Raw genomic sequence first — 13,315 nt, forward strand, 5'->3', positions numbered from 1 at the left:
GCCCCTCACCGGCGGGGAGCGGCTACGCCTTCGCGTTCTGTCGTGGCACGACGACCTGCTTGATGATCAGCAGGATCGACGCCGTCACCGGGATGGAGACGAGGGCGCCGAGCAGCCCGATGAGCGAACCGCCGACCATCGCGCCGATGACGACGAGGGCGCCGGGCACCGAGACCGCCTTGTTCATGACCCGCGGCGTCAGCACGTACGACTCGATCTGCATGTAGACCAGGTAGTAGACGATGACGACGAGTGCCGTCGTCGGTGAGTCGAACAGCCCGACGGTCGCGACGATGACCGTGGCGATGATCGAGCCGACGAGGGGGATGAGCGTCACGAAGAAGATGACGACGGCGAGGATCCCGGCGTACGGCACCCCGACGATGAGCATCATGATGAGCCCGAGGACGGCGTTGATCCCGGCCAGCACCACCATGCCGCTCACGTACCCGCCGATGGAGGCGGTGATCTGGTCGGTGATCGACACGACGCGCGGCCGGGAGCGACGGGGCACGAGGGAGGTGAACGCGTTCTTCATCGCCTGCATGGACGCGAGGAAGTAGAGCGCGAGGACGAGGGCGATGAAGCCGCCGAAGAAGCCGTTCGCGATGCCGACGCCGAGGTTGAGGGCGCCGCCGGCCAGGACGACCCACGTCTTCGGGTCGGCGGCCACCCCGTAGAGCCAATCGAGCGCGCCCTGGAGATCGACGCCCGGACCGAGGTAGTCGCTCAGGGACCGGAACCACTCCTGGTCCTGGATGCCGGTGAGGAAGGCGGGGGCGTTGCTCACCAGCTCGACGGCCTGCCGGGTGACGACGGGGATGACGAGGGCCAGGAGGATCGCGAGCAGGACGGCGAAGGCGGCGAAGACGATCGCGATGGCGAACGGGCGCTTGATGCCTCGTGCCTCGAGTCGGACGACGACCGGGTCGAGGCCGAGGGCGATGAAGAGTCCGACCGCGATGGAGACGAGGATGGTCGACAGCGAGCCGAGGGTGAGGACGAGCAGGATGGCCGCGAGGGCACCGAGTGCTCCGACGAAGCCGATCGCGAAGGGGCGCTGGAGGGTCGTCCTGACGGTGGTCGTCAACTCGGCCGGGCGGTGGGCGCGGAACCGGACACGCTGCTGACGTGCCGCCGGACGCAGCTGCTGGTGGCGATGGGGCGTACTCGTCATGCCGCAAGCGTATTGCCCACCGCCCGTTTGCCCGACAGCTGTCGTGGTACCGGAGGATGAGACCGGGTCCCGCAGGATCACCCGGCTGCGGGATGTGTCGGGTGTTCGCGTTCAGGACGATGGGAACATGTCATCGATCACCCGCTCGCACGCCGTCCATACCCGGGTCACCGCACCGCTGCGGGCGGTCCCGCTCACGGAGCCGATGCCGGGCCGGCGCGACGAGGCCGCGGAGCAGGGAGTGGTCGCCGAGCGCGTCAGCGCTACTGCGCACGTCGCCGCGGGCGCTGCCGGGGTCGATCTCACCGCCTCGGTCGAGCCGACCCAGACGCCCGCGGCCGCAGCCGGCGGGACCGACGCCGGAACAGGTCTCCGCTTCCTCGGCGCGGGCTGGGCAGCCGACGCGGCGGTCTTCGCCCAGTACCGCCGCCGCGGCAACTGACCGCGAGGTCCACGCCGGGTCCACCTCGCGGATGACCCGGGCGGGGGAGCTTGCATCGCCCGGCCGACGCGCTGCGGGACACCCGCCGCCGACGATGGGAGCATGAACACTTCGATCCTCTCCGCTCGCGGACTCACGAAACAGTACGGGCCGACCGTCGCCCTCGCCGGCGTCGACCTCGACATCCTCCCCGGTGAGTCGGTCGCCATCATGGGTGCCTCCGGCTCCGGCAAGACGACGCTCATGCATGCGCTCGCCGGGATCGTCACCCCCGACACCGGCTCGATCGCCTTCAGCACCCCGACGGGCGTCGTCCGCGTCGACCAGCTCGACGAACGCCACCGCTCGCAGCTGCGGCGCGAGTCCTTCGGCTTCGTCTTCCAGCAGGGCCTGCTCATCCCCGAGCTGACCGCCGTCGAGAACGTCGCGATCGCCCTGATGCTCGGCGGGACACCGCGGATCGCCGCCGAGTCGAGTGCGGCAGCGTGGCTCGCCGCTCTGGGACTGGCCGGCATGGAGACCCGCCGGATCGGCGAACTGAGCGGTGGTCAGGCGCAGCGCGTCGCGATCGCCCGCGCTCAGGTGACCGGTGCGCCGATCGTCTTCGCCGACGAGCCGACCGGCGCGCTCGACTCCCGGACCTCCGCCGACGTCATGGGGGCGCTGCTCCACGCGACCACCGGGCAGGGACGCACGCTCGTCCTCGTGACGCACGACGAGACGGTCGCCGCGCGGTGCTCTCGGATCATCCGCCTCGCCGACGGTCGGATCATCGGGCAGCCGGGCGGGGTCGGCGCACCGACCCCGGCGCAGCAGTTCGCGAGCGGGCAGGCACCCGTGCCGCAGCAGGCGCAGCAGCCGTGCCCGCCGCAGCAGCCCCCGTACCAGCAGCAGCCCGCCGGGCAGCCGTTCCCGCAGCAGCCATACCCCCAGCCCGCTGCGCAGCCGTACCCGCCGCAGACCTACCCGGGTCAGGCGACCGGTGTCGTCCCGAACGGAGCCCGACCGTGACCGCCGCACTCGGGGTCGCACCGACCCGGATCCCGGTCCCCGCCGGCAGCGGTCGCAGTCCCGTCGTCCGTCTCACCTGGATGCTCGCCCGCCCTGGCGCGCAGAGCCCTGCGACGATCGTGCTCCCGGCGGTCGCGTTCGCCGTGACCACCGCACTCGTCCTCACGGTGCTCGGCGGCGCGATGATGTTCTGGCGGTGGACCGGTGAGACGGCCTTCGTCTACCAGGTGCTCAGCGTGCTTGCGCTGGCCCTGCTGCTCGTCCCGCTCGGCTCGCTCGGCGGGGCGGCCGCGCGGCTCTCCGCCCGGCGCCGCGACGACCGACTCGCCACCCTCCGACTCCTCGGCGCGACACCCGGCACGGTCACGGCGATGACCGTCCTCGAGTCGGCCGGGGTCGCCCTGCTCGGTGCGTTCGCCGGGATCCTGCTGTACCTCGGCATGCTGCCGCTCGTCGGGCTCATCCCGTTCGGTGGTTCCCCGATCGGGGTCGAGGGCGTCTGGGTCGGTGTCCCGATCATCGCCGCGGTGGTCCTCGGGGTCGTGCTGCTCGCAGCAGCGAGCGCCGCCATCGGTCTCCGCGCCGTGAACGTGAGTCCGCTCGGCGTCCGCACGAAGCAGCAGGCGCCGACCGTGCACTGGCTGCGCATCGTCGTCGGGGTCGTCGTCGTGATCGTCGCCTACGGCATGCTCTCCGTCGTGACGGGGTTGCAGGAGGTAGCCGCCATCATCGCCGTGCTGGGCGTCGGGTTCGCAGCCGGTGTGGGCGTGCTCGGATTGATCGGCCCCTGGGTGGTCGGGATGATCGGCCGTGGGTCGGCCAAGCGTGCCAAGACATCGGAGCGGCTCCTCGCAGCCCGCACGATCCTGGAGTCGCCGAAGGCGGCGTGGCGTCAGGTCAGCGGCGTGGCGATGACGAGTTTCGTCGCCGTCGTCGCGGGGACCGGTGTGGCGCTCATGGATGCCGCCGGCGGTTCCGACCTCGACCGCGAGAGCGCCATCCTCATCGACGACATCCGCACCGGCGTGATCATCACGCTCGTCGCGTCGTTCCTCATGGTCGCGTGCTCCGTCGGGGTGAACCAGGCCTCGGCGGTCCTCGACCGCCGCGACCTCTACGTCAGCCTCGACCGCCTGGGGGTGCCGCGGGACGTGATGGAACGGGCTCGCGGTCGCGCGGTCATGCTGCCCCTGCGGGTGGTCGCGCTGGGCTCGGCCGGACTGGGCGTCCTGCTCGTCCTGCCGATGGCCAGCATCAGTGTCATCCTCGCCCCGCTGTCGGTCCTCGTCATCGTCGGGTGCTTCGCCGGTGGCATCGGGCTCGTGTGGGCGGCCCTTCGCGCGACCCGTCCGGTCGTCTCCGGAGTGCTCCGAGCGCCCGAGCGCGTCTGACCGCCCGGCCCGCACGACGAGAGCGCCCGTTCCGCCCCCTGCATGAAGCGGGGAGGACGGAACGGGCGCTCTCGGTGAGGTCGGGTCAGCCCGTGACGACCGCGATCTCGTTCGGGACGCCGGGCAGCTCACCCGTCGTGATGTCGCCGGACGCGAGGTCCACGGCGTGGATCGACTTCGTCGCCGGGTCGGTCACGTAGGCGACACCGTCCTGGACGACGAGCGCAGGGTGGGCGTCCTGCCACTCGGCCGGCGGCTCCCAGGCGTCGATGACCTCGATGGTGTCGGTGACGGCACCCGTCTGCTCGTCGAGGATGTGCAGCGAACCGTCGTTGCCGAGCACGACGACCTCGTCGTTCGGCCCTCGGGCGACGTCGCGCCAGGTGTAGCCGACGCCCTCCGGCAGGTCGACGATCTTCGTCGTCTTCGCGACCGTGTCGGTGAACGCGAGCTGGCGGAGGTCGTAGCCCTCGGCGTCGGGGTCGCTGTTGTAGTCGCCGACCGCGATGGAGGACGTCTCGCTGACGTACTGGTTGCCCGTGCGCCCGTAGGCGTCCGGCGCCTGGATCTTCGTGAACACGCCGCTGTCGTAGACGAGCACGCCGTCGCTGCAGCCGAACACGACGACCTCGTCCTTGACGGTGCCTTCACCGTGCACCGACGGGCACTGCTCGTTGCGGGCGATCTCGGTGCGCGAGTCGTCGAGCACGCGGACACCGGTCCGGGCGTCCGGGGTGCCGATCGTGGACAGCACGGTGCCGTCCTCGAGCTCGATGGCGACACCGTGGTGCGCGGCCTCCGACGGGATGGTCTCGGTCTCAGGCAGCTCGTCGGTGGCCTCGAGGAGGTCGGCGCTGTCGAAGATCGTCGTGTCGCCGGAGCCGTCGGCGAACAGGATGGTCTTGTCGGCGTGACGGACGACGTGGCCTGCGGTGTCGGCGGGGAAGACGAGGTCGGTCAGGACCGGGTCGGCCTGCTTCGAGGTGCCGTCCTCGTCCGTCCACGTCCCGGTGTCGAGGACCTGGAAGCCCTTCGTCGTGGTGACGAGCACGTGCCGCCCGTCGCCGGCGGCGTTCACCCGGTTGAACCCGTCGAGGGGGAGGTCGCCGACCACCTCGAGGGAGGCGGCGTCGAGGACGAGGAGGCCGCCGTCGTAGGTGAGGGTGATCCGACGCTGCGGGTCGGCGGAGGTCGACGCGGTTGCGTCGGGCGCGGAGCCGCTCGCGGTCGAGCAACCGGTGAGGAGGAGGGCCGCGGCGGTGCCGAGGGCGAGGAACGGGACCCGACCGCGCTTCAGGCGCGGAGCCAGGGGACTGCGGTGCTGCTGCTGCATGGTTTCCTATCGGTTCGTGGACGCCCGCTCAGGGCGAGAGTCCGGTGGCGATGCGCTCGGTGTTCGCGCGCATCATGGTGAGGTAGGTGGGGGCGTCGCCCGACTCGGCGGTCAACGACTCGGTGAACAACGGGACGACGGCGACGTCGACGTCCGCCTCGTCGGCGAGCACCTGCACGAGCCGGTCGGGTTGGGAGGAGTCGGCGAAGATCGTCCGGACGCCGGCCTCCTCGATCGCGGTCGACAGTTCGTCGAGGTCCGAGGCGCTGGGCGCCGCGAGCGTGGTGCCGCTCGGGATCACGGCGCCGATGACCTGGAAGTCGTAGCGGGCGGCGAGATACCCGAACACGTGATGGTTGGTGACGAGCTTCCGCTGCTCGGCCGGGATGGCGGCGAACGCCTCGGCCATCTCGGCGTCGAGCGCCTCGAGCCCGGCCGTGTACGTGGCGGCGTTCGCCTGCAGCTCGGCCGCGTCGAGCGTGGGTATCTCCTCGAGCAACGCCTCGGTGACCCCGTCCACGACCGACGTCATCTGCGTCGGGTCGGTCCAGAAGTGCGGATCGGTCGCGCCCGACTCGGTCTCGAGGACGTCGACGAGCGAGCCGGCCTCGACGATCGGCACCCCCTCGTCGGCCGCGGTCTCCAGGTGCTGGGTGAGTCCCTCCTCGAGTCCCAGGCCGTTCGACACGAGCAGCTGCGCACCGGTGATGCGTGCCGCCTGCCGCGCGGAGATCTCGAAGGAGTGCGGATCGGCGTCGGGCGGCATGAGGGTCATGACCTCGGCCTGGTCACCGACGAGTTCACCGACGACGTCGCCGAGGATGTTCGTGGTCACGACGACGAGCGGGCGGTCGTCGGCGCTCGCCGCACAGCTCGTCAGGCCGGTTCCGAGCACGAGGCCGGCCGCGAGGACGGCGGTCGTGCGCAGGAGGGCGGTCGTCCGGGGGATGGTCGCTCGCATGGTCAGCGTCCCGTCTCGGCGAGGAACGCCGGTGCCGTGTCGAAGGTGAAGGTGCGGGCGATCCGCGCGGCGTCGCCGTAGTCGATCTCGGAGACGGTGCGCGTGCCCGGGGTGTTCAGGTAGGCGCGGTTCTGGTCGACCTCCAGTTGGACGCCCGTGGCGAGGTCGGCTCCACCGACGAGTGCGGCTGCGGTCCCCGTCACGGCGCCGGTGGCGCCGTCGAGGACGAGGAGGTCGCCGGTCGTCGTGAGGCCCACGACGTGCTGGTCGCGGTCGTCGACGGCGGTGACGAGCTGGAGCGGCGTGGAGGTCGGCAGCAGGGCCCAGCTGCGCTCGCGGGTGTCGAGCAGCCAGGCGCCGGAGGTGCCGGCGACGGCGGCGACCGTCGGACGACCGGGGCGCGAATGGAAGGACATCGCGCGGTCGTCGGCGGCGACAGCCTGTGGATAGGGGATCGCCTCGAACGTGGGGACCGGGTCGGCCTCGCTCGAGCTGCGGTCGACGACGGCGAGGACCGCGCCCTCCGCGCAGCCGATGACGACGCCGACGTTCGTCGTGATGCTGCCGGCCGGATCGGTGCACCCGGCGAGCACAGCGTCGGCAGCGGTCACGGACGCCGACGAAGGGTCGAGGAGGTCGCCGTCGACGCCGTGGAGATGCAGCCTCCCGCTCCCGTCGGATGCGACGACCGTCTCGCCGATCGGCACGGTGAGCCCGGGAGCACCGGGCGAGGTCCGGATCCGACCGGACTGCGTGATGTCGCCCCTGCCGAGTGCGGCGGTGTCGAGCAGGAGTGTCTCGCCCGAACCGGCGAACCGCACGGCGGTGGTCGTCGAACCCGCGGTGATCGTCGCTGGTCCGTCGCCCTCGATCTCGCCCACGACCCGCGCCTCGGCGCGGTAGTAGTGCTGGTGGTCCTCATGATCGACCGTCCACACACCGGTGTCGATGATCGTCACGGTGCCGGCGGGCTCGGACTGCGCGGCGACGAACCGACCGTCGCCCGTGAGCGCCGAGATCGGGCCGAGCTCGGCGAGCGTCGTGCGCTCCTCGCTGAGCAGGTCGGTCAGCTCGACGGTGCCGTCGACGTCGGCGGTCGCGAGGTGCAGTTGCGGCTCGGGGAGCTCACTCGCGCCCTCGACGTAGCCGTGTCCGCGCGGTTCGTCCGAGGCCGACGCGGTGGGTGATGCCGACCCCTGCGGCGCGCAGGCGGTGAGGGTCAGTGCGAGGGCGCCGAGAGTGAGCGCGGTGCGTGTGACGCGGGGGAGCCGGTCGTCGGTCGGGCGGGAGCCGCCTGGTCGGATGGTCGGTCGGAGGAGTCGGTGCACGGTGCGCTTTCCAGGTGGGTCGGTTCGGAGAGGTGGTCGTCGGGGTGGTCGAGGTGTCGGTCGGTGGGCCGCCGGAGCCGTCCGACGAGCGCCCGCGCGCCCCAGGACACCGTGGCGAGCAGGATCGAGCAGGCGGCGATGGACGCTCCGGCCGCGGTGTCGCCGTACCAGGAGAGGAGCAGGCCGAGCAGCACGGCGAGGCCGCCGAAGCCCGAGGCGAGCAGCATGATGAGCGGGATGCGACGCGCCCAATGGGCCGCGGCGACGGCCGGCCCGAGGAGGAGGGCCACGACGAGCAGCGTGCCGACGGCACTGTAGGAGGCGACGACCGCGAGGGTCACGAGGCCGACGAGCATCGCGTGGGCGAGTCTCGGCCGGAGGCCCATGGTCTGCGCGACCCGGCGGTCGAAGGCGAGCGCGACGAACGGGCGGTGGAAGGCGACCGCGACGCCCACGGTGACGAGAAGGGCGATGGCGAGGCCCGCCAGGTCCGCGGGCCGGATGGCGAGGATGTCGCCGAAGAGGATCGCCGTGAGGTCCGTGGCGAACGATCTGCTCGACGACACGATGATGACCCCGAGGGCCAGCATGCCGACGAAGAGGAGACCGATCGAGGTGTCGTGGGACAGCCTGCCGCGCCGCGAGACGAGGCTGACGCCGGCGGTCATGACGACTGCGCTGACGGCTGCGCCGGCGACCGGCGGCAGGCCGAGGAGCGCGGCGGTGGCGACGCCGGGCAGCATGCCGTGGGCCATCGCCTCCCCGAGGAACGCGAGGCCGCGGAGGACGACCCAGGTGCCCACGACACCGCAGACGGCCGCCACCAGCAGACCGCCGACGAGGGCGCGCAGGAGGAAGGCCGCGGTGAACGGCTCGGTGATCCAGGTCATGGTCGAGCACTCTACATGAAAATGATTCTCAGTATTGATAGGGTGAAGACATGCGATCCGCGACGAGCACCCCTCGCCCTCCGATGGCGGGACGGCCCGTCGTGTCCGGCATCCGACTCCACGACGTGTCGGCCGAGTACGACGGCGCGCGCGTCCTGCACGGGATCTCGGTCGAGGTCGGGGCGGCCGCCATCACCGTCGTCACCGGGGCGAACGGAGCGGGGAAGTCGACGTTGCTCGCGGTGATCGCGGGCCTACACCGACCGAGCTCGGGCGGCGTCGACGGCCTCGACGGTCGGTCCGCCGCCTACGTCCCGCAACGCAGTGCCGTGCCCGAGCGCTTCCCGGTCACGGTGCGCGATGTCGCATCGATGGGACGCTGGCCGACGCTGCGTCGTCGGTGGGGTCGACTCGGGGCGAGGGACCGCCGTATCGTCGACGAGAGCCTCGCCCGCCTCGACGTCCTGCACCTCGCCGGACGCTCCTTCGGTGAGCTGTCGGGTGGACAGCGCCAGCGGGTCCTCGTCGCGCAGGCGCTCGCGCGTGAGGCCGACCTCCTGCTGCTCGACGAGCCGACCGTCGGTCTCGATCGTGCGGCTGGGCTGGCGATCCGCGAGGTGCTCCGGGCGGAGGCCGACCGCGGCGCGACGGTGGTGGAGGTGACGCACGATCCGGTCGCGGTCGCCGAGGCCGACGCGCGGCTGCATCTCGAGACGGGCTGTCTCGTCGAGGCTCCGCGGTGAACCGGCTGGGGATCGCCCGGCGACCCGTCTACCGCCCCGGGCGCGTTGCTAGAGTTTTCGCATGAGTCAGGCCGAGCAGCAACCCGAACCCACGACCGGCGCCGCTGCGGCGGACGCCCAGGCGGCCACCGAGCGATTGGGCCGCCTGCGGAGCAGCATCGACAACATCGACGCGGCGCTCGTCCACCTGCTGGCCGAGCGGTTCAAGTGCACCCAGGAGGTCGGTCGTCTGAAGGCCGAGCACGACATGCCCGCGAGCGATCCGGCGCGCGAGCAGCGGCAGATCACCCGTCTCCGGGCGCTCGCCGAGGAGTCGCACCTCGACCCGGCCTTCGCCGAGAAGTGGTTCAACTTCGTCGTCGCCGAGGTCATCCACCACCACGAGCGTCTCGCCAACCAGCACTGATCCCGCGTGTTCCCTTCGGCCAGCGCGGTGCGCTGACGCGAGCGCGGGTCTGTGGCGTGAGCGCGGGTCTCCGGAGGGTCGCGCCCACGCGTGTGGCCCGCGGTGAGGCCCGTTCGCGTGCGATCAGGCCCGTCCGCCCACACTCGGCCCGATTCGCTCGCGGTCGCGTCGGCGCACCGCGCTGGCACCTCGGGTGAGTCAGGGCAAGGGGTGACGCTTCTTCGGGCGGTGTCCAGCGTCCTACGCCATCATGAGTCCATGACCTGGAACGCCGACTCCCTGCCCGATCAGACCGGACGCGTCGTCCTCGTCACCGGAGCGAACGCCGGCCTCGGCTTCTGGACGAGTCTCGGACTTGCACGAGCGGGGGCGGAGGTCGTGCTCGCGTCGCGGAGTGCGACCAAGACCCAGGCGGCGATGCGCGCGATCCGGGTGAAGGTGCCCGACGCCCGGCTCAGCCACCTCCCCTTCGACACCTCCTCGCTCGATTCGGCGCGCGCGGCGGGTGAGCGACTCGCGGACCTCGACCGTCTCGACGCCCTCGTCGCGAACGCCGGGATGGTGCACATGCCGAAGGAGCGGCAGGAGACGGCCGACGGCATCGAGCTGGTCTTCGCGACGAACGTCGTCGGCCACGCCGCCCTGCTCGCCGAAGCCCTGCCGGTGTTGCAGCGCACAGCGGACGCCCACGATTCCGCGCCGCGCGTCGTGCTCCTCGGAAGCCTCTCCACCCTGCTCGTCCGGTTCCACGGCGACGACCTGCAGCTCCGCGACGGGTACAGCGGCTGGCAGGCCTACGCCCAGTCCAAGATCGCCCTCTCGTCGCTCGGCTTCGAGCTCGACCGTCGGCTCGCGGCGTCGCACAGCACCGTCCGGGCCCTCGTCGCACACCCCGGCTACTCGGTCAACGGACTCGACCGTCGCGTCCCCGGCGTCAACGAGCCGAACCGTGGGCGCCGCTTCTCCGACACCCTGCAGTCCGTCTACGCGCAGAGCAAGCAGCGGGGTGCCGAGCCGACGCTCCGAGCGGTCACCGACGAGGCGGCCGACGGTGGTTGGTTCTACGGTCCCCGGTGGTTGACGAAGGGCGACGCCGTCCGACAGACGCCGACAGCGATCACGACCGATCGAGACGTCGCGTCGGCGCTCTGGACCGACCTCGAGCGGCTCATCGGTACGCCCATCCTCCCGACCTCGTAACCGCAGCCGTCAGCGCACCGCGCCGGCACGAGCGCGGGGGAATCGGCCCCAGCGCGGTGCGCTCGCGTGACGGCGGCTCAACCGGCGTGGCTGCGGGCCATGGCGCCGAGCGCGCCCCTCCGGAGACCCGCGCTCGCGCCACAGACCCGCGCTGACGTCAGCGCACCGCGCTGGCGCAACCAGACCTCAGTCAGCGGGGGTGGCCGGCGGCTGCAGGACGCGCAACCACTCCTCGGTCTGCGCGACATGCGCTGACGCCGCCCCGGCCGCCCCGACGGGGTCGCGCGAGATGATCGCCTCGGTCATCGCCCGGTGGCCGCGGTTGCTGACTCGACGCAGCTCGTCGCCGGCGGGCAGGCTGAAGACGTCGTAGGCACGTGAGCGCGACCGGAAGACCTGCAACAGGGCCGTCAGCGTGGCGTTCCCGGCCGTCCGTGCGATGAGTTCGTGGAACCGGTGGTCAAGCTCGCTCGACTCGGCGGGGTCGGTCGTGCGTTCCATCGCCTCCACGAGCTCGGCGAGTTCGGCGCGCACCTCGTCGCTCGCGCGAGCAGCCGCCTGAGAGGTGGCGTGGGTCTCGAGCACCCGCCGCAGCTCGTACATCTGCAGGAGACCGTCGAGGGGGAGGAGATCGACCGTGAGTGACAGGCTGCCGATGATCTCCTCGGGCCGGAGCATCGACACGTAGGTGCCCGAGCCGTGCCTGGACTCGATGATCCCGAGGGCGGCCAGCATGCGGACGGCCTCACGGAGGGACCCGCGTGACACGCCGAGTTCGTCGCAGAGCTCGTTCTCGGCCGGGAACCGCTGTCCCGCCACGAGTCGTCCCGACGCGATCATGTGTCGCAGGCCGTGGAACGCGGTGTCGACTGCGGACATGCGGCTCCTCCTCAGGGGTCGTCCCGCCATCGTAGCGGCCCCTGGCCGTCGAGCCGCGAGCCGCCGCGGACCATGAGACGTCCGATGACTCGATGCTCGAAAGACAAGTCATCCGATGAGTCGATCCGGAAACGACCTGAGCGATCACTTGTAACACGACAGAAACCCAAGTCATCAAACGTTGCCCCTATGGTTATCGGACAATCCACTGCATAATCGACTCGGAGGAACGTCACTGTGGACACTCGCACCATCGCACGGCCAGCGCCGCTCACGCTCGGCGACGGCCGACCGGCAACGGCCGGGTGGACGCTGGATCCGACCAAACGTCACATCAACCACGGATCCTTCGGGGCGGTCCCGATCGTCGCGCAGGAGCACCAGCAGGCCCTCCGCCGCGAGATGGAGGCCGCGCCCCTCACCTGGTTCCCGGCCCTCCCGGCCAAGGTCGGCGCGGCCCGTGTCGGGATCGCCGAGTTCCTCGGGGCCTCGGTCGACCAGCTCGCCATGGTCCCGAACGCGAGTGCCGGAGCGAGCGTCGTCTTCTCCAGCCTCCCCGTGCAGCGCGGCCTCGAGATCATCGTCACCGACCACGGCTACGGCGCCGTCACGATGGGAGCGGAGCGCCTCGCGCGTCGCTGGGGCGGCACCGTCCGGACCGCCCGCATCCCGCTCGACGCCGACGCGCAGACCGCCCACGACGCCGTCGTCGCCGAGTTCAGCGACCGCACGGCCCTCATCGTGATGGACCAGATCACCTCGCCGACCGCCCGACTCCTGCCGGTCCAGCAGATCGCCGCCACCGCCCGCGCCGCCGGCATCCCCACGCTCGTCGACGCCGCCCACGTGCCCGGCCTCTACGCCGATCCCATGCGCGACCTCGACTGCGACTTCTGGGTCGGCAACCTGCACAAGTTCGGGTGCGCCCCGCGCGGTGCCGCCGTCCTCGTCGCCCGCAGCCCGCTCGCGCAGGAGCTCTACCCGCTCATCGACTCCTGGGGCTCCCCGTACCCGTTCCCGCAGCGCTTCGACACCCAGGGCACGGTCGACGTCACGAGCTACCTCGCCGCGGCGACCTCGCTCGGGTTCATCGAGGACGTCTGGGGCTGGTCGGCCGCCAGGGACTACATGACCGAGCTCGCCGACTACGCGGTCGAGGTGGTCGCCGACGCCGTGACCGCCATCACCGGCGAGGACAGCCACGTCGACGTGGGCATGCCCGTCAACGCCCTCCGGCTCGTCAAGCTCCCGACCGGCCTCGCGACGACCCACGCGACCGCGGACGGGCTCCGCGACCGCGTCTCCGCCGAGCTCGGTGTCGAGGGCGCGTTCACGAGCCTCGACGGGATCGGCTACGTCCGACTCTCCACCCACGTCTACAACACCCCCGAGGACTTCGAACACTTCGCCGAGCACGCCGTCCCGGTGCTCGCGCGATGGGCCGAGGAGGAACGCGCTGCCACGAGCTGAGCGCGGACCCGCCCGACCCGACATCACCACACCCGCACCACCGCACCGGCACCACAGCATCCACCCCCCCCCCCCCCCCCCCCC

The 13,315-nt window shown here is 71.6% G+C and carries 12 protein-coding genes and 1 pseudogene; 7 read left to right on the forward strand and 6 right to left on the reverse strand.

Going from position 1 to position 13,315, the window contains the following annotated elements:
* Positions 1–22: 22 nt before the first annotated feature.
* Complete coding sequence (locus BIU99_RS16430; RefSeq protein WP_082916158.1) at positions 23–1,177, reverse strand: AI-2E family transporter; 1,155 nt, start codon at positions 1,175–1,177, stop codon at positions 23–25.
* A 127-nt stretch (positions 1,178–1,304) separates the two neighbouring features.
* Here BIU99_RS16430 and BIU99_RS16435 point away from each other — a divergent pair, with 127 nt between their 5' ends.
* From BIU99_RS16435 to BIU99_RS16445, 3 genes and pseudogenes are all read left to right on the forward strand, one after another.
* Positions 1,305–1,619: a hypothetical protein gene (locus BIU99_RS16435; protein WP_064296112.1), complete on the forward strand. Its 315-nt coding sequence runs from the start codon at positions 1,305–1,307 to the stop codon at positions 1,617–1,619.
* Positions 1,620–1,721: 102 nt separating this feature from the next.
* Positions 1,722–2,399, forward strand: a pseudogene (locus tag BIU99_RS16440) (ABC transporter ATP-binding protein); the annotation flags it as partial.
* Positions 2,400–2,626: 227 nt separating this feature from the next.
* Positions 2,627–4,021, forward strand: a complete 1,395-nt coding sequence (locus tag BIU99_RS16445; RefSeq protein ID WP_254773641.1) for an FtsX-like permease family protein — start codon at positions 2,627–2,629, stop codon at positions 4,019–4,021.
* 85 nt (positions 4,022–4,106) lie between these two features.
* On the opposite strand, the gene aztD is transcribed toward BIU99_RS16445, so the two are convergent.
* From aztD to aztB, 4 genes are read right to left on the reverse strand one after another with little or no spacing between them, the layout of a single operon-like run.
* Entirely contained in the window at positions 4,107–5,354 is a 1,248-nt protein-coding gene (aztD, locus tag BIU99_RS16450) for a zinc metallochaperone AztD (protein WP_071262249.1), read from the reverse strand.
* Positions 5,355–5,382: 28 nt separating this feature from the next.
* Positions 5,383–6,315 carry a zinc ABC transporter substrate-binding protein AztC gene (gene aztC, locus BIU99_RS16455; protein WP_071262250.1) on the reverse strand — a complete coding sequence of 311 codons (933 nt, stop codon included), beginning with the start codon at positions 6,313–6,315 and terminating at the stop codon, positions 5,383–5,385.
* Positions 6,316–6,317: 2 nt separating this feature from the next.
* Entirely contained in the window at positions 6,318–7,643 is a 1,326-nt protein-coding gene (locus BIU99_RS16460; RefSeq protein ID WP_217635022.1) for a hypothetical protein, read from the reverse strand.
* Positions 7,535–8,533: a zinc ABC transporter permease AztB gene (gene aztB, locus BIU99_RS16465; protein WP_064296110.1), complete on the reverse strand. Its 999-nt coding sequence runs from the start codon at positions 8,531–8,533 to the stop codon at positions 7,535–7,537. The genes BIU99_RS16460 and aztB overlap by 109 nt, the downstream gene beginning before the upstream one ends.
* A gap of 50 nt (positions 8,534–8,583) precedes the next feature.
* On the opposite strand from aztB, the gene aztA reads away from it, so the two are divergent.
* The 3 genes from aztA (at position 8,584) to BIU99_RS16480 (ending at position 10,882) form a co-directional block, all read left to right on the forward strand.
* On the forward strand, positions 8,584–9,276 hold the full coding sequence (gene aztA / locus BIU99_RS16470) for a zinc ABC transporter ATP-binding protein AztA (RefSeq protein WP_197479080.1): 693 nt from the start codon (positions 8,584–8,586) through the stop codon (positions 9,274–9,276).
* Between the two features lie 61 nt (positions 9,277–9,337).
* Positions 9,338–9,682: a chorismate mutase gene (locus BIU99_RS16475; protein WP_064296108.1), complete on the forward strand. Its 345-nt coding sequence runs from the start codon at positions 9,338–9,340 to the stop codon at positions 9,680–9,682.
* Between the two features lie 258 nt (positions 9,683–9,940).
* On the forward strand, positions 9,941–10,882 hold the full coding sequence (locus BIU99_RS16480) for an SDR family NAD(P)-dependent oxidoreductase (RefSeq protein ID WP_071262251.1): 942 nt from the start codon (positions 9,941–9,943) through the stop codon (positions 10,880–10,882).
* A gap of 186 nt (positions 10,883–11,068) precedes the next feature.
* Here the strand turns inward: BIU99_RS16480 and BIU99_RS16485 are convergent, their stop codons facing one another.
* A complete protein-coding gene (locus BIU99_RS16485) occupies positions 11,069–11,761 on the reverse strand; it encodes a FadR/GntR family transcriptional regulator (RefSeq protein WP_071262252.1) in 693 nt (230 codons plus the stop codon).
* Between the two features lie 237 nt (positions 11,762–11,998).
* Between BIU99_RS16485 and BIU99_RS16490 the strand changes: the two genes are divergently transcribed.
* On the forward strand, positions 11,999–13,231 hold the full coding sequence (locus tag BIU99_RS16490) for an aminotransferase class V-fold PLP-dependent enzyme (RefSeq protein WP_071262253.1): 1,233 nt from the start codon (positions 11,999–12,001) through the stop codon (positions 13,229–13,231).
* Positions 13,232–13,315 lie beyond the last annotated feature (84 nt).

Origin of the sequence: Plantibacter sp. MMLR14_011 (assembly GCF_001865025.1) — a bacterium.
In the GTDB taxonomy this organism is placed as follows: Bacteria; Actinomycetota; Actinomycetes; order Actinomycetales; family Microbacteriaceae; genus Plantibacter; species Plantibacter flavus_A.

Excerpts from the sequence above, each read along its gene's own strand:
- BIU99_RS16430 (WP_082916158.1), bottom strand. The coding sequence starts at position 1,177 with ATGACGAGTACGCCCCATCGCCACCAGCAGCTGCGTCCGGCGGCACGT.
- aztD (WP_071262249.1), bottom strand. The coding sequence starts at position 5,354 with ATGCAGCAGCAGCACCGCAGTCCCCTGGCTCCGCGCCTGAAGCGCGGT.
- BIU99_RS16475 (WP_064296108.1), top strand. The coding sequence starts at position 9,338 with ATGAGTCAGGCCGAGCAGCAACCCGAACCCACGACCGGCGCCGCTGCG.
- BIU99_RS16435 (WP_064296112.1), top strand. The coding sequence starts at position 1,305 with ATGTCATCGATCACCCGCTCGCACGCCGTCCATACCCGGGTCACCGCA.
- aztC (WP_071262250.1), bottom strand. The coding sequence starts at position 6,315 with ATGCGAGCGACCATCCCCCGGACGACCGCCCTCCTGCGCACGACCGCC.
- aztB (WP_064296110.1), bottom strand. The coding sequence starts at position 8,533 with ATGACCTGGATCACCGAGCCGTTCACCGCGGCCTTCCTCCTGCGCGCC.
- aztA (WP_197479080.1), top strand. The coding sequence starts at position 8,584 with ATGCGATCCGCGACGAGCACCCCTCGCCCTCCGATGGCGGGACGGCCC.
- BIU99_RS16480 (WP_071262251.1), top strand. The coding sequence starts at position 9,941 with ATGACCTGGAACGCCGACTCCCTGCCCGATCAGACCGGACGCGTCGTC.
- BIU99_RS16485 (WP_071262252.1), bottom strand. The coding sequence starts at position 11,761 with ATGTCCGCAGTCGACACCGCGTTCCACGGCCTGCGACACATGATCGCG.